The sequence below is a fragment of the Bradyrhizobium sp. genome (assembly GCF_035273305.1).
Classification (GTDB): Bacteria; Pseudomonadota; Alphaproteobacteria; order Rhizobiales; family Xanthobacteraceae; genus Bradyrhizobium.
In genome coordinates, this window is the sequence record NZ_DATEPI010000037.1 from 24,271 (window position 1) to 50,539 (window position 26,269).

Sequence of the window (26,269 nt, forward strand, 5' to 3'; positions counted from 1 at the left end):
GCGTGGCAAATACACCGCGGAGATCAGGACTGTGCTTGCTTGCGGGATTCACGCTCGCAGTTTTGCTCCAGTGCACAATCCAGTCCGCTGCTGCACATGCGATCGATACTCGCGCCGGTTCGGAGCGTACTTCCGAGCGGCGCGAGGTCCACCGACGCACCTCTGAAGCGAATGCGTCTGTTACCAGTGAGGCGCCCGTTGAATCAAAACGGGCGCTGCAGTCCACTCGAACCTTGGGGTCCCCGTCAGCAAAGGGCCCGTACTATGTCGATTTCAGAGCCAGGACCGCGGCGAGTTGGGGGCACGCTTTCATCTGGTTTGGAAAGACAAGTGAGCGAAAGGTGGAGGTTGCGGGCCTTACACCCGCGGGCGACACCTTCTCTTATGTGCTTGGCTATTTGACTTGGGTGCCGTCCGAGACCGGCGCAAGCTACGGCGATCTTGATCCGCAATACCTGACCGCGAGCTATCGCGTTTACCTGAATGAGCCGGACGCAAAGAGAGTTTTCGCCTACATCAAGAAATTGCAGGCGAGCTCACCGGTCTGGAATGCGGAAATTTCCAATTGCACAGCGTTTATCGGCGACGTCGCAAATTTCATGGGCTTGAAAGTTCCTCATCGCTGGCAGCGTCCTGAGGAGTACGTCAACAGCCTCAAGGCGATGAATGGCGGACGGCAGATCGTCCACCTGTCTTCAGAATAAATTCAGCGTTCACGCCCAAAAACGTGCAGTGAGGGAACTCTCGCACGTCTCTGGGGGCTGCGCTCGAACCACGCAACCGTCCAATGCGTCCCTGCAAATATTTGGCGGTAGAGTCATCCGACGATGCCTGAGCTGGGTGTTCGCGCTGCCATGAAGCAGACCTTCCCATCCGGTGGCCGCTACTCGTCATCTTCGTAAGGTCTGGGGCGATCATAATCACGATCGCGTCTCGATCCATAATCGCGCTCGCGTCGATACTCCTGATCGTAGCGCGGCTGGTCGTCGTCGCGATGGGCGCCCTGTTTGAACACCGCACGGCACGGCGCGCTGAGATGCGGGGTGTTTCGGCGTAGGCATGCCACGATCCGATCCACATCGGGCACATGCGCGCCGCATAGTCGCCACACATCGGATGTGCACGCCATTTGTTGTTCCCAAGTTCCGCGATACTCCTCCGAATATGCGGTGTTCTGAACGGCGATGCCGCCGCAGATCGAAATTGCAAAACTAATGGCCCGATGTGCTCGCATGTCCCATCCCTTCGAACCTGCGGAACTCCGCAATGGAAAGTGCTTCAGCTCACGGTCCAAAAGAAATGCGGCCCGGGAAGGTTCGCGCCGAACAATAAGATGTGAAGGCTTAACCGGGTGCACCGGCCAGCTGGCGTTTGCAAGCTGTACAAACTGCGCGCGCGTGAGGGCAGGAAGCGGATCGCGCCCATGGTTGGCTGCAAAGTTGAGTGGTGTCCGTTAGTCGAGCAACCAGCGAAGCGATTCTGTCAGGCGTTCAGTTGCGCGTTCAGCGTACCACTGGCCGTGACTAAAAATCACGAACTCCGGCTGAAAGCTGACCAGCTGCTTGGCGGCCGCTGAAGCTTGTTTGCCTTTCATTCTAATGATCGCACGAAGATAAATCGGCGCTCTCGCATTTGGCCCCACAACGCCGATCATGCGAGCAGCCGGCCTAAGCAGGGCAGGAATCTTTGCGATCTCGAGATTTTGGGCCAAGTCCGTGAGGACAATCGATTTGGAACGCTTGTGGAGGAAGGCGACCTCCGCGAAGCCAACACCCTCGACCAGGATCTGATCGATTTCCGCAGACCAAGGTACCGGTACGTCGGAACATAATTCATGATCCACGCGGACGCCGGCGCGCCTCACGGGTGCGCGCTTTGCGACACCCGGCGCCGCCCACGTCTGGACCGCAGGGCAATGCTCTTGCCACTGCTTGACGAACATCCAGTGCGCGATGTTTGGAGCCACAAGATATTTGATAACTCCGATGGTTTCGATCGATCGGTGAAGCGCACTATCGAACCGTGTCGGCGAGTGCAGGATCAACGATCCATCCTGAAGACGGAGAATCGTCATACGGACAGGAAGCGGAACTACGCCCATCACTGTGATCGGCCCGCTATCCACGACCCAAACAGATTCGGCAACAGGCTTCAGGACGTCCAGCGGCGGGTAGACTGGATCGGCTTTCACATCATACTCCCAGACATAAAACCCGAACGCGCCCCTCAGAGATGGGTGTCAAACATCCATTATTCCATTACGTTCCTGGCTCAGTCGTGAGGGAATGATGAGAGTTCTGATAACGGGAGTGACCGGCCTGATCGGGTCCTCGCTCGCGACTCGCCTGACGCACGAAGGGCATCAGATCGTTGGGATAGGTCGTCGGACTGGCAAACAGGACAACGTACATCGCTGGGTCACTCTCGACATCTCATTAGCGGTTCACTCTGAAAACTGGCTGGTCCATCTGGATGGCGTGGATGCAGTCGTTAACTGCGCGGGAGTGCTGCAGGACAGCGCGGGCGAGAATACCGAGGCGGTTCACTCGAGCGGGGTGGCCGCTTTGTTTGCCGCCTGTGAACAGATCGGCATCCGACGTGTCATACATTTGTCGGCCATCGGGGTTGATCGGGCGCAGCCTTCGCGTTTTTCAGCCACAAAATACGCGGGCGACCGGCAGCTGATGGCAACAGATCTCGACTGGGTGATCTTGAGGCCGTCTGTCGTTCTTGGCCGCCCGGTGTTCGGCGCAAGCGCGATGATCCGCGGACTTGCCAGCCTGCCTGTGCTGCCGCTGATGCCTGACACGCAACCTATCCAGCCTGTTCAGCTTGCGGATCTCGTCACCACCATTTCATTCTTTCTCAACCCAGATGCTCCCTCGCGCCTGGAGCTTGAACTTGCTGGACCCGACAGATTGCAGTTGGGGGAGATGATCGCCGAATATCGCGACTGGTATGGCTGGTCCCCGGCGCGCACGCATATTATTCCGCATTGGCTCGCCCATATCCTGTACCGGCTCGGTGATTTTGCCGGTGCGCTCGGCTGGCGTCCGCCGATGCGAACCAATGCCGCTCGCGAAATTGCAAGAGGAGCGGTTGGCGATCCGGCGCCGTGGACTTCCGTAACCGGCATCCGACCACAATCAATTAAGCAGGCGCTAGCGGCTGAGCCGACGACAATTCAGGAGAAATGGTTCGCGCGCCTGTATTTGCTGAAGGCGGTTACGTTCGTGGTGTTGCCGGCGTTCTGGGTCGCCACCGGCGTGATTTCGCTGACAGTGGGATACCCGAGCGGACTGGAGCTCATGCGCAGCACGGGCGCGGGCCTGCTGTCTGGACCCGCGGTGGTGGTCGGGGCGCTCGCGGATATCGCGGTTGGAGCCTGCATTGCCTGGCGACGCCTAACCGTATTCGGACTCTACGGTGCGCTTGCGTTGTCGCTGTTCTATGCCGTCGCCGGCACGATCCTCCGGCCTGATCTTTGGCTCGAGCCACTTGGTCCACTTGTGAAGATCCTGCCCATCTTCGTATTGCACCTGATCGCGCTGGCAATCCTGGAAGAACGCTGATGCTTTACTTCGCGTTGAAATATCTGCACGTCATCGGCGCGGCGGTGTTACTCGGCACGGGCGCCGGAATTGCGTTCTTCATGCTGCGCGCGCATCTGACCGGCGAAGCGGCTATCGTGGCCGCAGTCGCGCGCATTGTCGTGCTCGCCGACTTTCTGTTTACCGCGACCGCGGTAGTGGCTCAGCCGCTGACCGGGATTGCCCTTGCATACGAGGCAGGGTATTCGCTGCGCGAGAGCTGGATCGTGCTCTCGATCGTCCTCTACATGGTGACCGGAGCCTTTTGGCTTCCGGTAGTGTGGATGCAAATGCAGATGCGCGACCTCGCGAGCGCTGCGGCAACTGACGGAAAGCCGCTTCCGGCGCGATACCAGACCTTGTTTCGGGTTTGGTTTGCCTTCGGCTTCCCGGCCTTCGGCGCTGTCATGATGGTTTTCTGGCTGATGATTTCCCGGCCGTCGATCTGGTAGCGCGCCATCTCCGGGCGTCCCAGTTATGCCCGCGGCAGTCTTGCTTCTTGATAATCCGTGGCATTCGATCGATTAAGTTAACGCCCTCGAAATTCGTAAAGCCGTAACCTGCTTCTCCCTTGAGACTTGGGAGCAGGAAATGCATCTCGTCAGGCGCTTTTTCAAAGATGAGAGTGGCGCGACCGCTATTGAATACGGATTGATCGCCGCCGGTATATCGATCGCGATTATTGTCGCGGTCAACGGCCTTGGTACTAACCTGAATACGAAGTTCACCTCCATCAACTCGTCACTAAAATAGAAAACGGTGACTGCGCGGATTGTACTGAGTCCGTGTGAAACCGGGAAGGGCCGCCGCTGACTCAACCCAACGGCGGCCCTTTCGTACGGCCAGGCGACGTTAGCGGGTGCACTCACCAGCAGGCGCGCAGCTTACAAGACGAGCCCCAATTCCGAGGCATACCATACGCTCGATCTGCGGAGGGAAACCGTCGATCACCGCGAACATTATGCCGCTTTTTAGTGATCCTCATCAGGTATTCTTAAATAACTCATGCGAGCGTAGGGGCCGCCATGTTGCTATCGCAGGAACCTCGAATGAGATCGTTCGGAATCATTTCATCGATTGTGGCGTTGGTCGACCGATTACGCTCGGATGAGCGCGGCGCCGTCAGCGTGATCATGGGCGTGCTCATAATCCCGCTGGTAGGTGCACTGGCGGTCGGTTTCGAGGTCTCAAACTGGTTTTTAACCACTCGAGGCATGCAGAACGCTGCGGATACCGCCGCCATAGCCGCAGCAACCAATGCTGGCGCTAACTATGCCGTCGAAGCCAAAGCGGTGGCGGCTCAGTACGGCTTTATTGATGGCACTAACAACATCAGCATAGCGGTTTCGAACACTGCGGCCTGCCCGAATGGCACCAACACTTGCTACAGCGTATCGATTACCGGGTTTGTGCCGCTGCTCTTGTCTCAAGTGGTCGGGTTCCGGGGCGACACCACTTTGAATGGCGCGCTACAAAAGAGAATAAGCTCTGTCGCGGTGGCAACGCCAGCTACGCAACCTCAAAATCTCTGTATGTTGGCGCTTGCGGGGAGTGGCGTCGCCCAAGGCATCCGCACCAATGGAGCGCCCGTTGCGAATATGAACGGCTGCAACGTGATGTCAAACACGGGCGCTCAGTGCAACGGCTCCAATCTGGGAGCAGGGTTTGGTTTTGCTCACGGAACCAGCAGTAACTGTGGAGTCACACCGGTATCGAACGTGCCGGTAGTTACAGACCCTTACGCTTCTCTGGCTGTGAACATTCCACGTTATAGCTCCAGCCCCTGTACGGCTGCAAACTCATACCAGGAAACCAGCCATGGAAACAGTTACTCGGTAGATTCTCACAACCAGCTGTCCGGCTCGCTGAACTTGAGCGGGAGCACCAATTCCATTTCCAACAATTTCCTCTGCGGCGATCAGCTGCTGACCGCAGATACAGTTATCAACACCAATGGCGGCCCCGCCGTACTCGTAATCGAAAACGGCCAGCTCGACCTCAATGGTCACACGCTGCGAACCTCTACGGGTTCGGCAGTTACGCTGGTCTTTTCCGGAACCAGTGGAGCCTACAAGCACGCACCCACTGATAATACCAATGGCAGCGGGGGTGTTCTTGACATCGCTGGTCCCAAAACAGGACCTTGGTCAGGCGTCGCGATTTATCAGGACCCAAGCTTGACATCTGGTTTGGACGTTGCGGCAGCCGGCAACAGTCCAACTTGGAGAATTAGCGGGTTGGTCTATATGCCCCATGCGAGTGTTACGCTTAAGGGGGCGATTGATAAATCGAATGCCGGCGAATCCTGTGTGGTGATGGTCGCCGACAATTTCCAGATCAGCGGCACTGCCGGAATCCTGCAGACGGATATTGGGCGGTGCGCTCAAGCGGGGTTGACCATGCCTAATGCGACAGCTCCCAGCAGGACAGCGCTGGTCCAATGAAAATGCCGGCCAGAAAACGAGTGAGAGCACCTTCGCTCACGACGGTGACCCGTCACTTTGCCGCAGAAGGCCAGGCGATGTGGTCGGATCAGCGCGGAGTGGCTGCCGTCGAATTCGGGCTGTTCGCCATCTTGCTGGCGGTAGCACTCGCGAACGTTACTGACACCTCAATTTACATCTACCAACGCATGCAGGTCGAGAACGCGACCCAGGTCGCCGTTCAAGCGGCTTGGAAAGCTTGCGATCCCTCGAAGTTACCCGCCACCACAAACTGCGCCGGCTTAACGACCGCCCTCCAGAATGCAATTCAGAGTACTTCGCTGGGGACGAGTATTACTCTAGTCGCTGGTTCGCCGTCAGAGGGATATTACTGCGTCAATGCTTCCAATGCGCTTCAACGCGTCAGTGACGTTTCGTCGAGGCCGGCCGACTGCACAGCTGCGGGCACGCCGAGCCTTCAGCCTGGTGATTACATCCAGGTGCAAACGACCTTTACCTACGCCCCGTTATTCCCGGGCCTAAGTGTCGCCAGCACTTTCCCCACGCCCATCAATAGAACGGCCATGATGCGATTGGGTTGACCGTGCTAAATCAAATCAAATCCTTATACGGCGACCGGCAGGGCACCACGGCTGTCGAGTTTGCAATTGTTGCGCCGGTTTTCATCGCGATGCTCCTTGGTACGCTCGCGCTTTGTGTCGCTCTTTTTCTGATCGGCAGCCTTCATTTTGCAGTAGAGGACGGAGCACGCTGCGCTTCTGTCAAGAGCACGATTTGCACCGATGCGGCGAGTACTGTTGCCTACACTCAAACTCGCTACTTCGGGCCCAACGTCTCACCCAATTTCGTCTATGCTGCCGCCGCCTGCGGCAACTCGGTGACCGGCTCGATCAGCTACTCGATGGATGTGGGCTTTAGGACATTTGTCATCCCGATCTCCGCGACCTCCTGTTTTCCGTAGCGTTGGTGCTAGCGCTTAAGATCGGCCCGACTGTAGAGCTTGCGGGTTTCACAGGCGCTGCACGTCACGCTGAACTCGTCCAGAACTTTCGAGGGATTTGCGATACTGATTCGGGACCCACATTTTTTGCAGATGACGGTCCCGGCGAGCTCCTCTGGTCGTTTCTTGACTTTGCGTGGGAAGAAAAACACGATTCCCGTTACAAGCAGCGCTGCGGCGATCATAAGATCTAAAACCATTATTCGGTTCCACTTGGTCGGGTTGGCGATTGACGTTGCGACGCGCTGTTGGCCCGGCGTTGGCGAATAATAGCATTTTGCAAGCCTCTCTCGAAGTTGCCTTGTCGGTTCGGCGGCTTGCTTCAGCGAGACGTACCAGCGGTCTGCCGTTCGGCAGTCCATCACCAGAAGACTGACCCCTGAAAAAGACGAAAGGGACGCACGTACTGAAAGCTGCTGCTAGCTAGCTGCGTTTTGCGGGCGGGCGAGCGATGTAACCACGTCGCGTGTGCACGAGATAAACAAGTCGACGGCCGGGCTCATCGTGCGATTTTTGACCCAGGCAATGGCGAGTGGAACGCGGGGGCTGGCAAGCCGTAGTGGCAGTATTTTCAGTGCGCCGCCACGAGCGTTGAGCGACGCGATAGACGCCGGCAAGAAGCCGACGAATTGTCCGGTTGAAATCAGCGCGATTGTACACTGACTGGATATCGTTGAGAGGCTCGGTTGGGGTGGCTGCAATCCAGCATCGCGAAACATTTCCGCGATCAGCGCGCCCGGCGCGGTGTGATATGGCGGCAACACCCACGGTTCTTTGATGAGATGGGCAAGCCCGAAGCTGCGCTTCTTGGCCCATGGGCTTCGGTCTCCCGCGACGACGACGAAGGGTTCATCGAACAAGATCTCGGTGTTGAAATCGCTCTCTGCGAACTCTCCCAAGCCTCTCGTTATCAGCAGGTCAATTTTTCGATCTTGCAATTCCTGGATCTGTTGTTCGCCAGGATTGGTAAGACTTACATCGAGCCGTACCTGAGGATGTTGCCGCAAAAACTTCCCCGCAATAACCGGCACCAAGTTCGACATGACGATCTCGGTGCATCCAATTCGCACTTCTCCCGAGCTTGGATCGGCCAGGTTTGCGATAGCGCGAACAGCTTGCCGCATGTCATCGAATACATTTATCCCGCATTGAAGAAGGGCTCGCCCGTAAGGCGTCAACTCGACACCCCGCGACCCGCGATCCAGCAGCTTCACCGCCAATGTGTGCTCAAGGCCCAGCATTGTCTTGGAAACCACTGGGGTGGAAATCCGCAGTTTGGCTGCGGCTTTGGCCATGCTCCCGGTATCAGCTATTGCCATGAGGATATGTAAGTCTCGCAGCTTAATGCGGCGACCAATTCGATCTGACCAGTCCATCTGCGTAAGCCAAATAGCTAAAGGGGTGCCGCGATTTCAGGTCTACTAGACTACGGTGGTTTGGACCAGAGTGGAACCAGCTCAGCCGGGAGGAATCCTCATGATCACCAAGCGAAGGTTCTGTTCTTTGATAGGTGCCGGTGCTGTCGCGCCCTTGCTGCCTGGCATCCGAGCGGAAGCCACAGCTCAGGCCGGCCACAGCATGGCACGGATGCTCGTTGGCTTCGGCCCCGGGGGCGCGATCGATGTCGTTGCAAGGACCGTCGTCGAGGGGATGAAGAGCTATTCCACTTCGTTCATCGTGGACAACCGCCCCGGCGCTGGCGGCCGTCTTGCACTTGGCGCTCTGAAAAATAGCCCGGGTGACGGCTCCGTGATGGCCTTGGCCCCGGCGTCCAATTTTGTGGTCTTCCCGCACGTCTACAAGGCACTTGGTTATGATGCCTTCAAGGACTTCATCCCCGTCACAACGGTCTGCTCCTTTCCCTTTCTGCTCACGGTCGGGCCGTTGGTGCCCGATCACGTACGAACGCTCTCGGATTTCGTGCAATGGTGTAAGGAAAATCCCAAGCAGGCGACTTTCGGTACGGCTGCTGCGGGATCGATGCTGCATTTCACCGGGCTGTCTCTGGCTCGGACGGCGGGTTTTGAATTCGTACATCTGCCATACGGAGGCCCCGGCGGCATTCAGGATCTGATCGGGGGTCGAATTGCCGCAACGATTTACCCGATCGGCACCGCCATTCCGCACGTGCAAGCCAAAGCTATTCGCGCACTGGCAACCACTGGCGAACAGCGGAGTCCGCTGCTTCCCGACGTTCCGACCGTTCGGGAGGGCGGATATCCCGCTTTGGAAACAGTTGAATGGTTCGGGGTCTTCGTTCCGGCAAAAACACCGGCTGAGAGCGTTAACCGGCTCAACGGCGCCATTCGCGCTGTGGTGACGAGCGACACCTTCATTGCCGGCCTGAACAAGCTGTCCATTGACGCAACAAGCGCCACGCCAGAAGAATTTACTCGAATCATGAAATCCGACTTCGAGCGCTGGCGTCCGATCGTGCACGCTTCCGGCTTTACGCCAGACGATTGATTGCGATGGCGACAGGAGCCCTGCCGTGACGCGCGCCACTGAATCTGTATGCATCACCGAAGTTTGCGGATCGCCGGACAGGCATCGAACACCGGACCAAATTCTTGGTCCTTACTTCCCGGCCGAGCACAGACTTTTGGCGCGAGACGATCTCACTAGCATCAACGAAAACGAGGGCCGCGCGCTAGGAGAGATTATCGAAGTCAGGGGGCGGGTGCTCGATCTCCGTGGTAAACCTGTTGGGGGCGTAAGACTCACAATCTGGCAGGCCGATACATTCGGCCGCTACGCCCATCCAAACGACCCCAGTTCTGAACCGCCAGATCCAAACTTCGTCGGGTCCGTGACCATGCGGTCTGGCGAAGACGGTGAATATCGGATCAAGACTGTGAAGCCCGGTGCCTATTCGGTGGGGCCGGACTGGATGAGGCCACCTCACATTCATATCGAAGTTCAAGGCCAGTTTGAACGGCTTGTGACGCAAATGTATTTTCCGGGCGAGCCGCTTAACGCCAAAGACCGAGCCCTTATGTCGGCGCCGCGCCCGGATCTTTTGATCGCAAGGCTCGTCTCACCCGACCATCCAACCCAACATCGGATTTTCAATTTCGACATCGTGCTCACCCGAGGATAGGCAGCTTCGCACCTGCCTCCCCAAACGGGTCGATGATTTTACCCGTCCGACAGAAAAACTCCTCGGCGACGTCGCAACCCAAATGCGACGGTCACTCGCCCTATGATAAGGTAGTCGGGAGGTAGTGGGGCCCTGAATAGTCATCCCTGAAAAATGCTCGAACGAGCTCTAACTCTTGTCACGCTCGAACAAGGCATGAATGTTCTGACCAAACCGCGTCAGGGCGTTCGCGCGCATGTCCTTGTCAGACCTGCCGGCCAGGAACTCTTCCACGCCCTTTGCTATCTCAGGCGTCAAACCAGTCTTCGAGCTAGGCTGAAACAACGGCAATTCATCAAGGCAATCGTCTTCGTCATCCAGAACGGCATAGCGTGTGGCGTCCTCATGATTGCGGAGCCATACCTGCATCTCTTCACATCGGGGGGCGTTCGGCATGTCGGGACAGACATCATCGAACGGGACCTCATAGTATTTGGCGGCAAAAAGCCCGACCGGATCCACTCGCCACGTCGATGACAGAACCACTTGCGCCCCGCTATCAGTGACAAGCTTCCTAAAGCGCGCAAGCAAAACCGGATCAATAATATAGGGGAAATTGCGAGGATTGGGTGTGTGAGCGCAATTCAGTACGCCGTCAATATCCAGAAAAATGACTTTCATGGTGAGCGAAAAACCTCGTCGTCTGTCCTAATCTGCCGTCCCTGTGATGTCGCCAGAGGCGTCCGAAATGGAACGTCCCATGTTGTAAAAGGTTCATGCTTGGGCGGAGTTCTCCAACGGCGACAGCGGTGAATTACCTCATTCGATTTGTTGCGGGCGGCTGACGAATGCTGCGCGAGCGGTCTCGTTCAGAGTGGATGTTGGCGATTTGCGATTGCAAGTTCGAGGCGCCTACGGGGTAAAGCGAGCACTCGAGAAATTCACTGAGCTCAGCGATATCGAGCGTGATGTCCGAACCATCCAGGGTCAGAGAGCCGAAAACCAGGTCTCCTTTGTCGAACGACAATCAAAGCCCTCTGCCAGATCTCCTCGTCTGCATTGTTTGCACCGAAATAATGAGGATTGAGAAAAGCGATCCCACTGAGGGCGGCGACATCGTTCAGTATCGTTGCCCTCATTGTAGCAGGATTGAGCGCATCCGACTCTTGCGGCGAAGTCGCCACTCTTAAATCGAGCGGGCAGCTTTTCGTGCAGGACTGAGCTCGTGTTTGTGGAGCAGCACAGCCAACCCGTGGTCGCAATCGTTCCGGGCGTGGCCTGACGCGTCCTTGAGCTACGTAGGGCGGTTCGGCGGAACCAGAATTAGCCGGCACCTGAGCTAACGGTTCTCGTAGGTGGCTCTTGCTGGCTCAGCGACGATCTCCTGTCGATCAGGCAGGAGATCGCGTCTGCGTCGCATCAAGCAGCGGCCCGTTCCTCTTTGTTGAGATAGTCCATTGTCACTTTTCCGATGTTCTGGTCGACCCAGGACGCCATCTCCTGTTCCTCCTTGAGCGATTGCTCAAGCACCCCGCGAGCATTGTTGGCGCCGGCGGGGCCGCACAGGGTCAGCAATGACTTGTACGCAGCGATCTCAAAATGTTCGAAAGCATTGTTTGCGAAGGTATTCTTGAGGATTTCGTCGCCGGCCATTGAATGGCCCATCGCCATCAGGTTTCCCATGAAGGACTGCGCGGTGTCCTTGATCGATGAGGTGGTCTCTCCCAGAGAGGCAAGGCATTGTTCGAGCCGATCCAGCTGCTCCTGCGTTTCGCGCAGGTGCACCTGCACGCGGGCCTTCACGTCCGGATAGTCCGTCAGCCGCTCTGACTGCCGCTCCATTAGTTCTCTTGCCTGGGCCTCCATCGCGTGCGCATTGCGAAGCCCATCTATAAAAATATCTCGCGCTTTCGATGTCATATCCGCTCTCCATGATTTGTCGGCGGACTGAACCGCCTCGAAACCCCACAACGGAAGAGTACCTCGCTCGTTCCTATGTGATCGCAGCGGCCTTCATTTGGACCTGCGACGTATTGGCCCGGTGCTTCAAATCCGTCAACGCGAAGGTCACCGCTAACGTCGTCATCGTAAGATTCATCAGATTTCCTTTTCTGGTTGGAGAAAAATCGATCGAGAGAGTTTGTGATCAATGTCGAACGCTTTCCTGGCACATCTCGGCACAGCGATGCGTAGGCACCAGCGATTTCCTTCAAAGAGGCTCCGAACATAGATTGGTCCGGAGCCTCTTAGCTCGTAGCTCGCGCTGGCATACATACGGCCAACGCAGCCAGCGCCAATAACTCGCCTGACGTTCAACGAATCGCAATCGGTTACGTCACCGCTTCGCTCAACGTGAGCCGCGGCTTCCCGTTTCGCCGCCGTTCGGCTGAGGTGTCTTTGTCGAGCAGTAGCGCCGCGCGTGCGCTAGCTCACCGACACGGTCCAGGACGCCCCGTTGTGGCGCAATTCTCCGGGCCGCCACCCGCACCGGCTCCGCCAGCACCGGAAGCACCTGCACTACCGCCGCCAGCACCAGCGCCACCGGCAGCACCACCGGCGCCGCCCGCACCAGCACCGGCTCCGGCACCAGCGCCGCCACCGGCTCCTGCGCCAGCACCACCACCGCCGGCTCCGCCACCAGCTCCACCTCCAGCGCCGCCGCCGGCTCCTTGAGCGAACGAGGCTCCGATCGACGTTCCGGCAAGCAGCACCGCGAGCGCTGACCTGAATAGAAGTTTCCGCATGTACATCTCCACTGTTTTTGATCAGCGGAGAAACATCTTGCGAGTTTATCGTTCCTCGTCGCAGTCGAGTTTTGACGCAAGCCGCGCAAGCTGATGCGAAGAAAGGTCAGGCAGCTGTGCGAGCAGGAATGGCGCTTCGCTGTGGAAGGCAACCGTTTACTTCGGAACGGTTGGTCACGGAAGAACTTCAGGAACGTGGCCGCGATCGCGGGCTGCAGTGACTTCGCAGGATATGGAATCGAGACGATCAATCAGTCCATTTGGATGATGATGCCCTCGTCGGGTCGCAACAGGTGCTGGCCCGACACCGGCGCCGTCGTTCGATCGAGCCGCGTTGAAAGCACGATGCTGCCCTTGCCTATTTGTTCCAGGAGCCGCCCCTCATGCGTCAAATTGAGCGCGATCGTGAATCGGTCCGTGCTAGTGAAACGCTCATAGGCCAGAATGTCATTACGACTGCGCAGCGGCCGATAGTCACCGATACAAAGCGCAGGCACTTTTTTCCGGATTCGGATCAGCTCCCTGTACAGGTGCAAGATCGATCGATCGTCTTTCTGTAGATCGGCAACGTTGCGAGTACCGATGCCCTTCATCGGCAGCCAGGGTTCGCCGGTCGTGAAGCCGTGGTGCTGGCTTGCATCCCATGCCATTGGCACCCGCTCAGGATCTCTGTTCAGGCCATAGCCCGGAACCAGCTTTTCGAAAATGTCCTGTACCGTATCCTTCGGGATCTCGCCCGGCTCCCGACCGAGTTCGTCGCCGGCGAAAAAGAACGGCGTTCCCCTGAGGGTTAGAAACAGCATAGCCAATATTCGAGCCTGCGCCTGCCCCACCTTCCCCGCGACTCGCTGTTTGTCGTGGCCGCCGATGACCCAGTCGGGCCAGGCGCCCTCGGGAATGGCATTGAGATAGGCGTCGATCGTACCTTGCAGCGAAAGAGCGTCCCATGGGCTGTCGAGAAGGGCGAAATTCAATGGCAAATGCAGGCGAGGACGTGCGTTCCCGTAGAAATTCCCGATCCGGTCAATCTTGCCCTGAACTTCACCGCAGAGCACTCGCTGCTCGAATTCGTCGACGACCTGCCGCACCTCCTCAAGATAGCCCAGCGATTCAGGACGATCATCGGAAAACACGTGCTTCAATCTTTGCGGCGGCGGCTTGGTGTCGCCCGCCTCCGGATCTACCGGATCATCGCGCAGCAGGTGATCTTCCGCGAGCACCGCGCTTGCATCGATGCGGAAGCCATCGACGCCACGGCGCATCCAGAAGCGCAGCACCTCTGCCATGGCCGCACGCACTTGCGGATTGCGCCAGTTCAGGTCGGGCTGCTCCTTCAGGAACGCATGATAGTAATACTGGCCGGTTGCCTCATCCCAGCACCACGCGCTCCCACCGAAGCGGCTGAGCCAGTTATTCGGCGGTCCGCCAGAGACGGCCGGGTCGGACCAGACATACCAATCACGTTTAGCGCTGTTGCGCGACGATCGACTTTCCAGAAACCAGGGATGTTGATCTGAGGTATGGTTTGGCACGAAGTCCAGAATCACTCTGATGCCGCGCCGCTGCAGCGCTTGGCTCAGGCGATCAAAGTCTTCCATCGTCCCGAATGCAGGGTCAACCGCGCAGTAGTCGGCAATGTCGTAGCCGAAATCCAGCATGGGAGAGACAAAAAAGGGCGTCAACCACACGACGTCTATGCCAAGCCAGCAAAGATAATCGATACGGCTCTCGATTCCCTTCAAGTCTCCTTTGCCATCCCCATTGCTATCCTGGAATGAAAGCGGAGCAATCTCGTAGATAACCGCCGACTTCCACCATTGCGAGCTATTCTGGGAGGCTTTCACAATCGGTTCACTTCGGGGGAAGCCGATCGCGTAGCTGCACGCGTTCGAAGTCCATAATGGCCCTTCGCAGGCCGCGCTTATTGACGAGCCTGGCTGCCTCGTGGGGCGCGACCCAGATCCGGCTTCGCTCAAACTTCTCTGGCCAGTTTCGTTGCGTGCGTTTTACTTGAAGCGGAAAAATGCCAACGGCGCAGAGCACCGAGCGCTTTTTCTTGGTCCGGCGTTTTTTGAATTGACCAATCTGCTTCCTGTCGACCGCTCCGCGCACGCCGGCCTCTTCGTAGGCCTCGGTGGCTGCGGTTTCGTAAGGCGCGCATCGTTTGATCGGCCACCCCTTGGGCACCGACCAGCGGCGCTTCTTCCGAGTAGTTATCAAAAGGATCTTTAGACTAGCATCGCTTGTTCGATATGGGAGAGCCGCAAACTGTTTGAACTTCACAAATCATCCTCCAAAAAACCAGAGAACAATCGGCTGTATCGATGGTTCCGCGTGACACGTGGCACTTTCGCCGCTGCCTCACGCTGGGCACGAAGGCACGCGCGCGCCGTCACCCTAAATCCGAATGAGCATCGGGGACACCGAGCAGTATCAGCGGGCGCTCTGAACCCTACCAGAACTCTTACAGAGCTCCTGGTAATGGCGCAGATATTCCTCCGCCATCCGCTTTGCGGAAAACCGCTTCTCGAAATGCGCGCGCACCCGGTGTCGGTCGAGTTCACCGAGGCGTCCAATAGCCTTAACCGCTTCTTCTTCACTTGAGACAACAAAGCCCGTTATCCCGTCATCAATCACTTCCGGCACGGAGCCGGCCTTGAAGGCAATGACCGGCGTTCCGCACGCCATGGCCTCGATCATCACGAGACCAAACGGCTCGGGCCAATCGATCGGAAACAGCAGCGCTGCCGCGCCGGCAAGAAATCGTCGCTTCGTTTCATCATTTACTTCGCCGTTAAGTTGGATGTCATTTCCATCGACCTGGGGCTCAAGCCGCTCCTTGAAATAGCCCCGCTCGCCTCGCGGCACCTTGGCCGCGATGCGCAGTGGCATTCCAGCCGCACGTGCGATGCGGATTGCCGCTTCCGGTCCTTTCTCGGCGGTGAGCCGACCGAGGAAAGCCAGGTACGAGCCAGGCTCGAACGACGGCTGATACAAATCGAGCGGCAGACCGTGATATACAGTGCCTATCCAGTTCGCATTCGGCACTGGGAGGCGTTGATTGTCCGATATCGATGCAAAGGGAGCGCCAGAAAACCGGCGGATGACGTCGCTGAAACCCGGCAAATCCATTCGCCCGTGACACGTCGTCAAAAATGGCACCCCGAGCCGACCGAGCAATGGCAGGTGAAGCCAATCGATATGCGCGTGGATTACGTCGAATTCAGCCGCTGTTCGCGCGATCTCTTCCAATAACGCTGCTTGCGCTGCCAATGGATCTGTACGCGGACGACCAAGGCGAAGGGCGCGAGGCCATACCACGTTGAGCCTAGCCTTAGTCCCCGAATCGCCGCTTGCGAAAAGCGTGACGTCATGGCCCAAACTGACGAGCTCATCGACCAGCCACGCGACCACCCGCTCAGTTCCGCCGTAAAGCTTCGGGGGCACACTTTCCGCCAGAGGTGCTATTTGCGCGATCCGCAATGTTTTCCGCTGTTTCTGTTTTTGTCCGCTAATTGTCAGACCTCCGGCCGGCCGAATCGAATCAGCAGATCCAGCCAGTCTTCCAGCAGACGGCTCATCAGAAACTTCTCGCGCACCGTCGCCCTCGCCCGCGAACCGAGTTGCTCTCGAAGCTGAGGGTCCTTCAAGACCTCCACTATTCTTGCCGCAGCTTCATCCGACGTTTTGACTAGAAAGCCGTTCCACCCGTCCTTGATCTGATGACGAATCCCGCCCACATCCCCGCCGATGACAGCTGCTCCTTTCCACATGGCTTCTGTGACGGTAAGGCCGAACCCCTCGCGCAACGATTTCTGCAGCACCACCGCGGCCCGTCGCTGCAACGCATTCACCAGGATCGGGTCATCCACCGCGATGATGACAATCCCCTCCTCGATCGAATTTTTGAGCTCTTCAAGGATCGCCTCGCCCTCCGGATCGTCGGAAGCGTTGTTACCGACCAACACGAGCGTACAATCCACCTGTTCTCTCGCCTTGCGGAAAGCATGAATAACGCCTTGGGGATCCTTCCATCGATCAAATCTGGAAATCTGCACAACAAGCGGTCGATCGGTCGGGATTTTGTAATTGGCGAGAAATTCTCCCGTCTCTTTCTCAGACAATTCTCCATTCTTCGGGGAAAACGGATCAATTGCCGGCGGGACGAAATGCTGAGTTGTGCCGAGATCCTGAGCATATTCGGGAAGAGAAAAGATAGCCGTGTTGTATTGGTCGACGAAGCCGCGCAGGTAACTCCACACGGGTGCAAATGGCGATGAGAGATCGACGTGGCATTGCCAGAGCCATGGCGTCTCCCGTGCAGGAAAATGCGAGATAAGCGGCAACGGCTGAGGATCGTGAACAATGATTGCGTCGTCATCTTCGAGATGAAGCCTGGCTGCATTCTCCGACACGACTTCTTCGTATATGGCCCTCTCGGCGTCAGACAAACTCAGCTTCTCCCCCTGCAAGGTGTTATGCAGCTTCTTTGTGCAGCCGAAGAACCCTGGCGTCCCTTGAATGAGATGCCAGTCGGTGTCGATGCCCATTGCATTCATCATCAGCGTCAGGGGCGTGAGCAGTTCGGTGACACCGCCTCCGTAGAACGTGGAACTGACGTGGGCGACACGCATCCCGCTGACACGATCAGCCTTCCTGGCTATCCGTTCCGCCACGGCAGAGCCGATCAACGGCTCGTATTGTTCGATCGTATGAAGGCCGAGCTTGGACCTCTCAACGGCGGAGTTGAGTCGAGATATCGAAGATGTATGCAGTTCCATTGCGCCACCTTGTCAGCAGTCCTCCTGGTGAGTCTCAAGCCGTCTTTTCCCTCGCAGGCAGCCGTAATCGACCCGATGCCTTCCTAAGCCCAGGCCCTTGCAGTTCTCCCATTCCGATAAGTCCGAGCTTCGCGTGAAGTTTCGTCGTCACATTGGGGGCTGCCGCGAAGGACCCGCGCCATGAAGCATTTGCCTAGTTCCATCATTCGCGCGAAAGCGCGCAAGCACCGCGAAAGTTGGCGCAGTTTCGTCGCGCTCAAATCCGGAACGCGAACCGCGCTCAACAGTTTTTAGGGAAGGTTGCGCCGTTCCAACGCGCAACGAGTAGCGCGCTTTCAGGCCAAAAAAGGCCCGCAAAGGTCAATCAGGAACCTCCAGCCGTCCGTTGCGACCACAGGGAACGGAGCGGCTTGGGATCACGACGAGGAATAAACAATGCGAAAATACATGATGGCAATCGTTGCAGCCGCTGCGCTGGGGCTCACGCAATCGGCCATGGCCTATGAGGCCGACCCGATTTCGATGCAGATCGCATTGAGGGTGGCGAGCGACCTCGGCCTCTCGACGGTCTCCTATACTGAGCTCAATGGCGACCAATGGGAAATCCAGGGAAAGGATACGTCGGGTCGATTCATGACGCTTTATATCGACGCCAGGAGCGGTGAAGTGCGTAATCTCTACCGTTAGAGTTCATCTAGGGATCGATCCTCACCGCGTTCGCGCGACAGCAATCGCGGTGAGGAGATCGACGCAGCGGCTGGTCACTGGTCAGTTCGATTGGGGGACGACCACCTCATGCGTGAATTTGATTGTCACTCGGGCTCCATTGCCTAGCGCAGTCTCGACGTTGAGGTCGGTGCCTGCGTTCTCTCGCTGCCGCCGACGTGCGAATGCAGCCAGAGCCGCAAGAGATCATGACTCGCCCGAATTCGGCGGCAAACACGCCATCGGCAAATTAGATTTTCAGATGCGCTGATCGGCCTCCTCGTCAGGTAAAAACTGGCCGGGGGCGCGCCGGTGGACTGCCTAACTGGACGCTGATGCCCGCACCAAGCATCTACGCGATTCGAATTCTGAATTTCATCGCTTGTGCCGAGCGGTTAGGCAAAGCCCAAACCTACTTTTTCGAAACCAGGGCGCACCGCTTCACTAAGGCGCGAAGTGGTACGGCGCTGTATCGACGAGCCGCGTACAACAGGCAGCGCTCCGGCTATCAGTCCTTTTCCTTGGTGCTTCGATACAGGATAGCTTTGTCGGTGCGCAACGCTATGCCAAGTGGAAGCCGCAGTACGCTGCAGCATCGCCAGAAATTCAAAACTGGTACAAGTCCCGCAGACTGACCGAAGCCGGCCAAAGTAGGTTTGCGTTCAGCAGCTGTTGTGACCTGCTCCGACAAAGTCGAAACCCAGTTCAAGGTCGACAAAGCCACGGCAACGACGAATGGTTCTACCTGCAGGGCGGCGAATGGATCAAAATGCCGGACGACATTATCTGGTGGGACGAGCACTCGCCGACAGGAGAGGCGGCTTTGTTTGCCATAAATGGCAAGCCGACCTGCTTCTTCCCTCCAAGAGGAGGCTTCTGATGTTGCTTTACATTTATTTCGCTACGCTCTACGCGCAGCCGTGCCACTGCCATATGGCCCGAAGCGTTAGTGTCCATACACACGCTACGCAGCCGCTAAAGTAAGCCCTTTTCAGAAGCCGAACCGGAAGCCAAAACCAGGTCCACCTACTGTAACGCCGGGACCCCCATAGTAGCCGTAGGGTCCACCATAGTAGCCATATCCCGGTCCGTAATAGGGGCGCGGACCATAGTAGCCGTATCGATAGTAACGCGGGCCTGTGCGCCAGCAGCGGCCCCACTCGTTACAGACCAAGCGGACTTCCTCGATGGGCGCGGCTCCCTGACTAAGCGGCGCTGCCGGGAATGCGGAAGCTGAGCCACCGAGCGCGGATACCGTCAAAACGGCTGCCAAACTGAGCAGTGTTTTCATATCTGGGCCTCCAGGTTCTTGGGCGTCAAAACGATTTCAAAGACGAATCGTTCCAGAGTTGGCTTTCAGTGCTGCGAACCGCGCAAAGGCCAACCGGTCCTTGGAGCCCTCCGCGCTGTGAATAGCGCTTTGGGCGAGCACCGATGTGAGGGAAGGCCGCAGTCCGGTCCTGTAGAGCTCCTGGCCGTCATCAGCTGTCAAAAGAACGACGCCCCAAGCGAGCCACCGCGAACGGTCTCTTGTCTGCAAGCAGAATAGAGGCGCCCGAATTGAAGCGCCTCGCTGAGCTGGTTCAAATCCCAGCAGCCGGAGGACAACCCGGTCGGGTTAGCGCGCCCGGCGCCGCCCGCCGGGGGGCCGCATCTGGATGGAGACCATGACAAGAGTTGCTGGGCCGCGAGATCATGGCCGAAGACCTTCGGGCCTAGGGACTCGGAAACTTGAAATCTGTCGCGCGTTCACACACGTGTAGGCCGTCTGTCGGGTAAGGCGAGGGAGAGGACGCGATGACAAAACGCGCAGCACTGGAACGCCTGAACAGTGGCTCAGGGAAAGCTGAACGTGGAGCTCCGAAGGTCGTCGATCGGAGCATGTTCCAGGCCGAGTTGGACGCGTTGCGGATTCGAGAGAAGGCTCACACAGGAGACGGCGATGCTATTGCGGCCGCGCGCCGGCGTCTGCCCATGGTTGCGGTGGATGGTGCGACCCCGCTCATTGGCGAGCGTGAGGGTCACACTCTTGGAGGCGTTTGAGGGACGCCGTATGCTCATCGCTTACTACTTCATGTGGCACCCCGGTCAGCCGGCGCCGGAGCAGTGCGAGGGGTGCACGTTGTATCGCAGGTGGGTGAGCTGGCCTTCATTCATTCACGCGACGTCACGTTCGCTGTGTTTTGCCAAGGTCCATATCAGGAGAGCGCACGCTATCGCGACTTCATGGGCTGGAAAATGCCGTGGTACTCGGCCCCGCGGGACTCGCTCGACACCCTCCTGGTAGGACGTCGGGTGGGCAGGATGCATATCGTTTGCTACCTGCGGCAGGCATCCGATGTCTTCGAGACCTACTGGACGACGGGGCGCGGCGTGGAGGTGATGGGCAATAGCTACGCGTTACTCGACTTGACGGTCTATGGGCGACAGGAGCGCTGGGAGGACTCGCCAGCCGGGTGGCCGAAATGGCCGGAAGGCGAGCACAATTACCGGACTGACGGCCATCCCATCGTGCAGTGGCCTCCGCTGAACGCCGGGCGTTCGGACGACCTGGGAACGGGCAGGAGCTGAGAAAGCAATAACGAAAGGCTTCACGCTCACGTTGGTCGATTGCCTCGGCCTTTTTTGATGCGGCGACGTTGGTCCCTTGTGGCACTTAGCGACATCTCAGCCGCCCGGGGACGTCCGCTATTTGATCGGGACCTGAAATCGAAAAGGCAACCGGGCGACAGACGGAAGGCGGCATCTGGCATCTCGTCTATCTTCATCGCCAATAGCGGTGGATCGAGATCGACGATCCGCAGTTTGGATTGCTTTCCGCGCCACTGCGCCGATGCCGGCGTTTTCCGGGAAGAACAGTCCAATAAGCTACGCGAACATCGTCGAACTGTGATCCGCTGCCAGCTCATCCATTTAGTGCGGTATCCGACCTAATGCTTGCAGAGCAGCATTTCGCGCTTTTCTGCATGGGAGTTTCTCGGATTTCGATGAACGAACATTGTTGAAGAATTTTCGACCTGCGCGATTAATGCCGGCGGGGCAGCTCTGTTTCAAGGAGCTCGCACATGACGCTAAAAAGTTTGGCGACTGTCAGTGCAATCACCCTCGCAGTCGCAGCGACCATCACGTCCGCGCAAGCAGACTACGTTTTACAAAATACGATCGCGGTACCTGCCAGTCCCGACAACAATGTGGGCGGCTTGTTCAAAACCTATGATATCAGCTATTTCGATCCAGTTACCCAGCTTGATTATGTCGCGGATCGATCCAACGCCGCTGTCGACGTGTTTTCCGCGAAGACTGATACGTTTGTGACGAGGATAGGCGGTACGGGCCATCTATTCTCGGGTCAGACCACATCGAATGATACGTCCGGTCCGGATGGAGTGCAGGTCGTAAATCTAACCGGTCAGCATCAGGTTTATGCCGGCAATGGCAACAGCACGCTGCTAGGCTTCAACATTGTTAACCCCACAACCAACCCGCAATTCCTCACTCTGCCGACCGGAACGCCAGACCAAAATCGGGTCGACGAGATGTCGTTTGATCCAAACACTCGCCATCTTTTGGTTGCCAACAATGCGGCTCCTGTGCCGTTTGCAACATTGATTGATACTAAGACCAACTCGATCATCACGAAGATTTTCTTCAACGGTACGAACGGTGCGCCGGTTGCAGGAAATGGTATTGAGGCTTCGGACTTCAGCCAAAAAACTGGCAAGTTCTACCTCTCTATTCCTCAGCTGGGTGCAAACGGTACCTCAGGCGGGGTCGCCGAAATCAATCCACAAACAGGCGCGGTGTTGCGAGTGTTCGATCTTGCCGCATTGGGCTTTAACAACTATTCGCCCTCGGGACTTGCCGTAGCCAGTAATGGCCAAATCTTGGTCGGCAACGCCAACCCGGGGCAGACCATCGTCATCGATCCAACGGGTGCTAGTGGCAACGTGAAGGTCGTGGCAGCGTTCAGCCAAGTCAGTGGTGAAGACCAGGTGTGGTTCGATCCAACGACCGGTCGCTGGTTTCTTGCTGCCCGAACCAATCCAGGTGGACCAGTTCTGGGCGTGATCGACAGCAATACCGATACGTTCCTGCAAAATATTGCCACAACGGCTGGTGATCATTCAGTCGCAGTCGATCCGATCTCAGGACAGGTGTTTGTGCCGTTCGGGGCCGATCCAACGAACTCGGTCTGTCCCAATGGCTGCATTGCCGTTTTCGGGGAGAATGTCTCCGCCGTCCCGGAGCTTTCAACGTGGGCCATGATGATTGTCGGGTTCACGGGCGTCGGCTTCATGGCGTATCGAAAGAAGAAGAACGGCTTGGCTATAATTGCTTGATCCTCCAGCATAGTTACTGATGAGAAAGCCGCCTCCTAACGGGGGCGGTTTTTTGTTTGCCGAGCTATCTCTGGCCGTCGCCGAGGACGTGACAGCGTGGACCAATGGAGGCTGCGGCAAAGTATGAGTTTCGTAAAGGTGGCCCGTAGACGCTGGCTTCATCACTCAATGTTCCCGGGGCAACCATCTAGCGGCCGTCTTGAGCCGTACCGCGGCGGCGCTTGTTCTGGAGTGAGGGCCAATTGCGAAGAACTGCTGGTGAATCAAAATTGATTTGAGGGCGGCAGCGGCGGGGGCGCTTTCACTATCGATCCCTTCGCAAAAGCCACCATCCAGGAGGGCCAGACAAATCCCCCTCCCTCATGCCATTCCCAATAGCGAAGTTCGCCCGACGCGGATCGAACGTAGAGTCCGCCTTGTCAGCGCCATTGCACGAGGTCGACGCTGGCTTGATGAAATCCTTTCTGGGTCTGTGATCGATGTCGAACAAATCGGAAAGCGCGAAAAGTGCAGCGCGCGTCAGGTCAATATGACGATCTCGCTCGCATTCCTTGCGCCCGATCTGGTACGGGCAGCGCTCGAAGGTCGCCAGCCCCGCGGCATCGGTGTCGAGCGACTTCGCGATTCTTCCGCAGAATGGAGCGGGCGGTTCGAAGCGCTTGGGCTGAACGCGCAATGAAGGGAGCTGGACCTCCCTCGCTCTAAGCGCTGATTTCCGAGAAGCCAACGGTTTCTTTTTCCGCGCTGAACTCAGCCGCCAGGAACGTAATTTTCTGCTGCAGAGACTGATTGAAAAATGGACTGAGGAGACGCGATAGCTTTCCGCAGAGACGGAATAGCTAATAGAACAACATCGAATCTCCCGCCAAAAAGCCCCTTTTTAATTAGGTGTACTATCGCGGCGGTTTGGATGGACTGGATGGTGGAGGCGGAAGGGACCAAACTGCTAACTCCCCTCGCAGCCGTCGAACCAGTTTCCGGCGGAGGCGTTTGGAAAATTCCTTTGTGCCGACATCGTGAAGTGCCCGACATCATCCGGGCGTCCGGCGCGACTGTCAATTGAGCTAGTACCCGATCATGCGGACCGCCTGCTTGCTCGCCCGGTCCGTCGGGTGATTGAGTATACAGGCCATTTCCGTTACCGATGACTGTGGACGGCTCATAAAGGGGCACGTCAGCGCCATGAATGGCTGCTAATTTGCAAGCTACAAAATGAGCGGATGTTGCAGATCGGGCGCAATCGCGACGTGGGTAGAGCAATAGACGGGGGAAATGAGCATGCAATCCACTTCTTACTCACTGCTGTCGAGAACCGACGGGTTCGCTACCAAAAGCTCTGACACCCTGATTCTCGTCGCACGCATAATGCTGGCGTGGATATTCGTCGGGAGCGCGTATGGTGCAATCACCAACTTCGCTGGCTCGATCGGGTATTTCACTTCACTGAAAGTTCCTGCGCCGCTCCTGTTCACATGGTTGACTCTCGTGACCGAACTGCTGTTATCGGCAGGTTTGATACTGGGCATCGGCACACGTTATTGCGCGATCCTGGCGTTCATGTTTGTGCTGGTCGCGACCGCGATCGGACATCGCTATTGGGAATACCCTGCGGCGCAGCAGACCGGGCAGTACATCAATTTTCTGAAAAATATCTCCATCATGGGCGGAGCTCTGGCAATCTTCGTCACTGGTGGCGGCCGTTTCTCGCTGGATCGTATGCTAGCAAAATAGCAGCTTGATCAAAGGCAGTAACGTGCGCGGTGGTCCGTTCAAGAGGCCGGGCGGGCAAGAAGAAGTAGGGCCACTTTTTGCGGCGTTTTCGATCTCGGTACAGGCGGCTCCCCATCTACGGAAACAAAGGCGGCCTAGGCTACTGCTTCGATCAAACGATGGGGTGCGTCATGTTTACCCTGATCCTCAATTCGATTTACCGCCATTTCATCCGAACATCCATTTACGGGGCAAGGACGGCTGGGGCCTAAACGGCCGCGCGGTGACTCGGTTCAATGTGCGAAGATTCGCTGAATAAGCAGCCGCCGCCAAAGTGCGAGCGCTGCAGCCGAACCATGTGGCTGCTGTATTCATTTCTCGATCCCAACTCTGGGTCGGAGGGTCCGCACGTACAAATGCAGTTGCGAAGAGCAAATGGTGGTGCCCAATACTCGCCCCAACTAGAATACTGCCGTGTTTTGAGCCTCAGTCGGCTAATTTGGTTTGGGCAATGGCCTAGGCTTTCAATCGAGACTGGATCAAAGCAATCACGCACGCCGTAGCCGCCGCAGTTGCCAGCTTCCCTACAAGATCGGGCTCAAAGTAGAAGACGAATGCGAGCCACACGGCCGTTAGGAGGACGGTCCCCGACACCCAATAAAACTGTTTTTTCCAGGACGTCACGTTTGCCGCCGCAGAGCCCACCATTAAGGTCCATAGCCAATCAGCGGGGCAGGAAAGCCGCAAGATCCAATCTTTAGGCTCCGAAAATTCTTTACCGACGAAACACTCCTGAGACAGACGTAAGCTAACGTTCGACCGTTTACATGCCTTTTTAGCTTCTTCCCGCGCCTACGAGTGATTTTCGACGAATATTCGAAAGGATGTTGCAATGACGCAAGCTACAACCGCTTCTGTAATCGCCAAATACAGTCCAGCTTCACCCATTATTTCATTGTTTGTTGCCGTAATGGTGGCATGTGGTCTCTATGCGATCTTTGTCACCGGTCCCGACATGCGCGCGGCCGCGCATCAGCAACTTGCTCAGACAACATCAGATGAAAATCTTGCATTCTGCGAGAAGTTCGGAATGCGCGCAGGGAGCAGCGAGTTTGCTTTGTGCAGCCAAGAGTTGGCGATTTTTCGACAAAGCAAGCTGAGCGGGACAGCGCAGCCTCGCTAGGCATTCTCTAGCGGCGATCAATCGGTAACTTCCTCGACTAAGCCCTCCCACGCAGAGGTGCTGGCAATGCGCCTATCTGATGCAATAGCGCAAACCGATCCCGCACGCCCCCTATGTTCAACAAGTTTCCCGTCCTTGAAGCGGCAGATATCGATTAAGTCTATCGCTACCGCCTTGCCGGAACGCGGATCGGTGCCGGTGGCCTTACTGCGCGCCCAACAGTCGTCGGTCTCCACAACGGCTGCGATGGTGAAGGGCACCAAACTAGCCAACTCTCCTTGCAGTCACGTCGAACCACTCTCCGAAACTTGAGTCAGGAACGGAATTTTTTGTTGTAGAGACGGGGCGGCAGAATGGGCTGATTTGCCGTGATTACAGGAGCAGAGACCGTACTCACCGGGAAAATTGGCAGACATGTCTTTGAGACTACGGCGCTGTTGCGAGTGTCTCGTATTCTATACAACTTTAGAGCGCGCGTGGTGGGCGCGACAGGGATCGAACCTGTGACCCCCTCGATGTCAACGAGGTGCTTGAAGCCCATAGCGTTGAGACATTTACGATTTTCTTGAATGTTGTTCGCGCTTTTCGCACTCCGTTCACGCCCTTTCGTTGCCGCGCGTTGCCGTAAACGCATTTCGTTCTGGACGAACTTGACGGCGAATTTTTTTTGTCGTTTGGCATGGGGCAGCAGTC

25 protein-coding genes, 1 tRNA gene and 2 pseudogenes are annotated in these 26,269 nt (G+C 57.1%); 16 read left to right on the forward strand and 12 right to left on the reverse strand.

Annotated features, from left to right (window positions below; genetic code table 11):
• The first annotated feature begins 2 nt into the window (after positions 1–2).
• Positions 3–704, forward strand: a complete 702-nt coding sequence (locus tag VJV58_RS02550; protein ID WP_324135765.1) for a hypothetical protein — start codon at positions 3–5, stop codon at positions 702–704.
• Positions 705–883: 179 nt separating this feature from the next.
• On the opposite strand, the gene VJV58_RS02555 is transcribed toward VJV58_RS02550, so the two are convergent.
• Both VJV58_RS02555 and VJV58_RS02560 read right to left on the reverse strand, forming a co-directional pair.
• Entirely contained in the window at positions 884–1,129 is a 246-nt protein-coding gene (locus tag VJV58_RS02555) for a hypothetical protein (protein WP_324135766.1), read from the reverse strand.
• Positions 1,130–1,453: 324 nt separating this feature from the next.
• The gene (locus VJV58_RS02560; protein ID WP_324135767.1) at positions 1,454–2,191 is read right to left on the reverse strand and encodes a DUF4336 domain-containing protein; all 738 of its coding nucleotides are present in this window, start codon (positions 2,189–2,191) and stop codon (positions 1,454–1,456) included.
• A 94-nt stretch (positions 2,192–2,285) separates the two neighbouring features.
• Between VJV58_RS02560 and VJV58_RS02565 the strand changes: the two genes are divergently transcribed.
• The 6 genes from VJV58_RS02565 to VJV58_RS02590 all read left to right on the forward strand — a co-directional run bounded on the left by VJV58_RS02565 (position 2,286) and on the right by VJV58_RS02590 (position 6,995).
• The gene (locus VJV58_RS02565; RefSeq protein ID WP_324135768.1) at positions 2,286–3,572 is read left to right on the forward strand and encodes an SDR family oxidoreductase; all 1,287 of its coding nucleotides are present in this window, start codon (positions 2,286–2,288) and stop codon (positions 3,570–3,572) included.
• A complete protein-coding gene (locus tag VJV58_RS02570; RefSeq protein WP_324135769.1) occupies positions 3,572–4,042 on the forward strand; it encodes a DUF2269 domain-containing protein in 471 nt (156 codons plus the stop codon). The genes VJV58_RS02565 and VJV58_RS02570 overlap by 1 nt, the downstream gene beginning before the upstream one ends.
• 139 nt (positions 4,043–4,181) lie before the next feature.
• The gene (locus VJV58_RS02575) at positions 4,182–4,343 is read left to right on the forward strand and encodes a Flp family type IVb pilin (RefSeq protein ID WP_324135770.1); all 162 of its coding nucleotides are present in this window, start codon (positions 4,182–4,184) and stop codon (positions 4,341–4,343) included.
• 296 nt (positions 4,344–4,639) lie between these two features.
• Complete coding sequence (locus tag VJV58_RS02580) at positions 4,640–6,034, forward strand: TadE/TadG family type IV pilus assembly protein (RefSeq protein ID WP_324135771.1); 1,395 nt, start codon at positions 4,640–4,642, stop codon at positions 6,032–6,034.
• Positions 6,031–6,615: a TadE/TadG family type IV pilus assembly protein gene (locus tag VJV58_RS02585; RefSeq protein WP_324135772.1), complete on the forward strand. Its 585-nt coding sequence runs from the start codon at positions 6,031–6,033 to the stop codon at positions 6,613–6,615. The genes VJV58_RS02580 and VJV58_RS02585 overlap by 4 nt, the downstream gene beginning before the upstream one ends.
• Before the next feature lie 2 nt (positions 6,616–6,617).
• Positions 6,618–6,995, forward strand: a complete 378-nt coding sequence (locus VJV58_RS02590) for a TadE family protein (RefSeq protein WP_324135773.1) — start codon at positions 6,618–6,620, stop codon at positions 6,993–6,995.
• 458 nt (positions 6,996–7,453) lie between these two features.
• On the opposite strand, the gene VJV58_RS22325 is transcribed toward VJV58_RS02590, so the two are convergent.
• Positions 7,454–8,410 (reverse strand): LysR family transcriptional regulator, encoded by a 957-nt coding sequence (locus tag VJV58_RS22325; RefSeq protein WP_414641379.1) that lies wholly within the window; start codon positions 8,408–8,410, stop codon positions 7,454–7,456.
• Between the two features lie 100 nt (positions 8,411–8,510).
• Here VJV58_RS22325 and VJV58_RS02600 point away from each other — a divergent pair, with 100 nt between their 5' ends.
• The gene (locus VJV58_RS02600; protein WP_324135776.1) at positions 8,511–9,500 is read left to right on the forward strand and encodes a Bug family tripartite tricarboxylate transporter substrate binding protein; all 990 of its coding nucleotides are present in this window, start codon (positions 8,511–8,513) and stop codon (positions 9,498–9,500) included.
• Between the two features lie 25 nt (positions 9,501–9,525).
• Positions 9,526–10,134, forward strand: coding sequence for a protocatechuate 3,4-dioxygenase (locus tag VJV58_RS02605; RefSeq protein ID WP_324135777.1), 609 nt, complete (start codon positions 9,526–9,528; stop codon positions 10,132–10,134).
• A gap of 168 nt (positions 10,135–10,302) precedes the next feature.
• Here the strand turns inward: VJV58_RS02605 and VJV58_RS02610 are convergent, their stop codons facing one another.
• The 7 genes from VJV58_RS02610 to VJV58_RS02640 form a co-directional block, all read right to left on the reverse strand.
• Complete coding sequence (locus VJV58_RS02610; RefSeq protein WP_324135778.1) at positions 10,303–10,794, reverse strand: HAD domain-containing protein; 492 nt, start codon at positions 10,792–10,794, stop codon at positions 10,303–10,305.
• 738 nt (positions 10,795–11,532) lie between these two features.
• Positions 11,533–12,033, reverse strand: coding sequence for a ferritin-like domain-containing protein (locus VJV58_RS02615; protein WP_324135779.1), 501 nt, complete (start codon positions 12,031–12,033; stop codon positions 11,533–11,535).
• Positions 12,034–12,460: 427 nt separating this feature from the next.
• Entirely contained in the window at positions 12,461–12,817 is a 357-nt protein-coding gene (locus VJV58_RS02620; protein WP_324135780.1) for a hypothetical protein, read from the reverse strand.
• A 291-nt stretch (positions 12,818–13,108) separates the two neighbouring features.
• Entirely contained in the window at positions 13,109–14,704 is a 1,596-nt protein-coding gene (locus tag VJV58_RS02625) for an alpha-amylase family glycosyl hydrolase (RefSeq protein ID WP_414641382.1), read from the reverse strand.
• A gap of 4 nt (positions 14,705–14,708) precedes the next feature.
• Complete coding sequence (locus VJV58_RS02630) at positions 14,709–15,140, reverse strand: NUDIX hydrolase (RefSeq protein WP_324135781.1); 432 nt, start codon at positions 15,138–15,140, stop codon at positions 14,709–14,711.
• Between the two features lie 150 nt (positions 15,141–15,290).
• Positions 15,291–16,340 carry a glycosyltransferase family 4 protein gene (locus tag VJV58_RS02635; protein WP_324135782.1) on the reverse strand — a complete coding sequence of 350 codons (1,050 nt, stop codon included), beginning with the start codon at positions 16,338–16,340 and terminating at the stop codon, positions 15,291–15,293.
• 35 nt (positions 16,341–16,375) lie between these two features.
• Positions 16,376–17,548, reverse strand: coding sequence for a glycosyltransferase (locus VJV58_RS02640; RefSeq protein ID WP_324135783.1), 1,173 nt, complete (start codon positions 17,546–17,548; stop codon positions 16,376–16,378).
• 525 nt (positions 17,549–18,073) lie between these two features.
• On the opposite strand from VJV58_RS02640, the gene VJV58_RS02645 reads away from it, so the two are divergent.
• Positions 18,074–18,325 carry a PepSY domain-containing protein gene (locus VJV58_RS02645; RefSeq protein ID WP_324135784.1) on the forward strand — a complete coding sequence of 84 codons (252 nt, stop codon included), beginning with the start codon at positions 18,074–18,076 and terminating at the stop codon, positions 18,323–18,325.
• Positions 18,326–19,334: 1,009 nt separating this feature from the next.
• Here the strand turns inward: VJV58_RS02645 and VJV58_RS02650 are convergent.
• On the reverse strand, positions 19,335–19,634 hold the full coding sequence (locus VJV58_RS02650) for a hypothetical protein (protein WP_324135785.1): 300 nt from the start codon (positions 19,632–19,634) through the stop codon (positions 19,335–19,337).
• A gap of 506 nt (positions 19,635–20,140) precedes the next feature.
• Here VJV58_RS02650 and VJV58_RS22330 point away from each other — a divergent pair.
• From VJV58_RS22330 to VJV58_RS02675, 6 genes and pseudogenes are all read left to right on the forward strand, one after another.
• Positions 20,141–20,386, forward strand: a complete 246-nt coding sequence (locus VJV58_RS22330) for a DUF899 family protein (RefSeq protein WP_414641381.1) — start codon at positions 20,141–20,143, stop codon at positions 20,384–20,386.
• Positions 20,387–20,417: 31 nt separating this feature from the next.
• Positions 20,418–20,914 (forward strand): annotated as a pseudogene (locus VJV58_RS22335) (DUF899 family protein).
• A gap of 1,667 nt (positions 20,915–22,581) precedes the next feature.
• Positions 22,582–22,683: pseudogene (locus VJV58_RS22340) on the forward strand (PEP-CTERM sorting domain-containing protein); the annotation flags it as partial.
• 472 nt (positions 22,684–23,155) lie between these two features.
• Positions 23,156–23,362, forward strand: coding sequence for a hypothetical protein (locus tag VJV58_RS02665; protein WP_324135787.1), 207 nt, complete (start codon positions 23,156–23,158; stop codon positions 23,360–23,362).
• A 599-nt stretch (positions 23,363–23,961) separates the two neighbouring features.
• Positions 23,962–24,414, forward strand: coding sequence for a DoxX family protein (locus VJV58_RS02670; protein WP_324135788.1), 453 nt, complete (start codon positions 23,962–23,964; stop codon positions 24,412–24,414).
• Positions 24,415–25,285: 871 nt separating this feature from the next.
• The gene (locus VJV58_RS02675; protein ID WP_324135789.1) at positions 25,286–25,576 is read left to right on the forward strand and encodes a hypothetical protein; all 291 of its coding nucleotides are present in this window, start codon (positions 25,286–25,288) and stop codon (positions 25,574–25,576) included.
• A gap of 477 nt (positions 25,577–26,053) precedes the next feature.
• Here VJV58_RS02675 and VJV58_RS02680 read toward each other — a convergent pair.
• Positions 26,054–26,180: transfer RNA gene (locus tag VJV58_RS02680), tRNA-Val, on the reverse strand.
• Between the last annotated feature and the right edge of the window lie 89 nt (positions 26,181–26,269).

Excerpts from the sequence above, each read along its gene's own strand:
- VJV58_RS02555 (WP_324135766.1), bottom strand. The coding sequence starts at position 1,129 with ATGGCGTGCACATCCGATGTGTGGCGACTATGCGGCGCGCATGTGCCC.
- VJV58_RS02565 (WP_324135768.1), top strand. The coding sequence starts at position 2,286 with ATGATGAGAGTTCTGATAACGGGAGTGACCGGCCTGATCGGGTCCTCG.
- VJV58_RS02570 (WP_324135769.1), top strand. The coding sequence starts at position 3,572 with ATGCTTTACTTCGCGTTGAAATATCTGCACGTCATCGGCGCGGCGGTG.
- VJV58_RS02575 (WP_324135770.1), top strand. The coding sequence starts at position 4,182 with ATGCATCTCGTCAGGCGCTTTTTCAAAGATGAGAGTGGCGCGACCGCT.
- VJV58_RS02580 (WP_324135771.1), top strand. The coding sequence starts at position 4,640 with ATGAGATCGTTCGGAATCATTTCATCGATTGTGGCGTTGGTCGACCGA.
- VJV58_RS02585 (WP_324135772.1), top strand. The coding sequence starts at position 6,031 with ATGAAAATGCCGGCCAGAAAACGAGTGAGAGCACCTTCGCTCACGACG.
- VJV58_RS22325 (WP_414641379.1), bottom strand. The coding sequence starts at position 8,410 with ATGGACTGGTCAGATCGAATTGGTCGCCGCATTAAGCTGCGAGACTTA.
- VJV58_RS02600 (WP_324135776.1), top strand. The coding sequence starts at position 8,511 with ATGATCACCAAGCGAAGGTTCTGTTCTTTGATAGGTGCCGGTGCTGTC.
- VJV58_RS02610 (WP_324135778.1), bottom strand. The coding sequence starts at position 10,794 with ATGAAAGTCATTTTTCTGGATATTGACGGCGTACTGAATTGCGCTCAC.
- VJV58_RS02615 (WP_324135779.1), bottom strand. The coding sequence starts at position 12,033 with ATGACATCGAAAGCGCGAGATATTTTTATAGATGGGCTTCGCAATGCG.
- VJV58_RS02645 (WP_324135784.1), top strand. The coding sequence starts at position 18,074 with ATGCGAAAATACATGATGGCAATCGTTGCAGCCGCTGCGCTGGGGCTC.
- VJV58_RS02650 (WP_324135785.1), bottom strand. The coding sequence starts at position 19,634 with ATGAAAACACTGCTCAGTTTGGCAGCCGTTTTGACGGTATCCGCGCTC.
- VJV58_RS22330 (WP_414641381.1), top strand. The coding sequence starts at position 20,141 with ATGACAAAACGCGCAGCACTGGAACGCCTGAACAGTGGCTCAGGGAAA.
- VJV58_RS02670 (WP_324135788.1), top strand. The coding sequence starts at position 23,962 with ATGCAATCCACTTCTTACTCACTGCTGTCGAGAACCGACGGGTTCGCT.
- VJV58_RS02675 (WP_324135789.1), top strand. The coding sequence starts at position 25,286 with ATGACGCAAGCTACAACCGCTTCTGTAATCGCCAAATACAGTCCAGCT.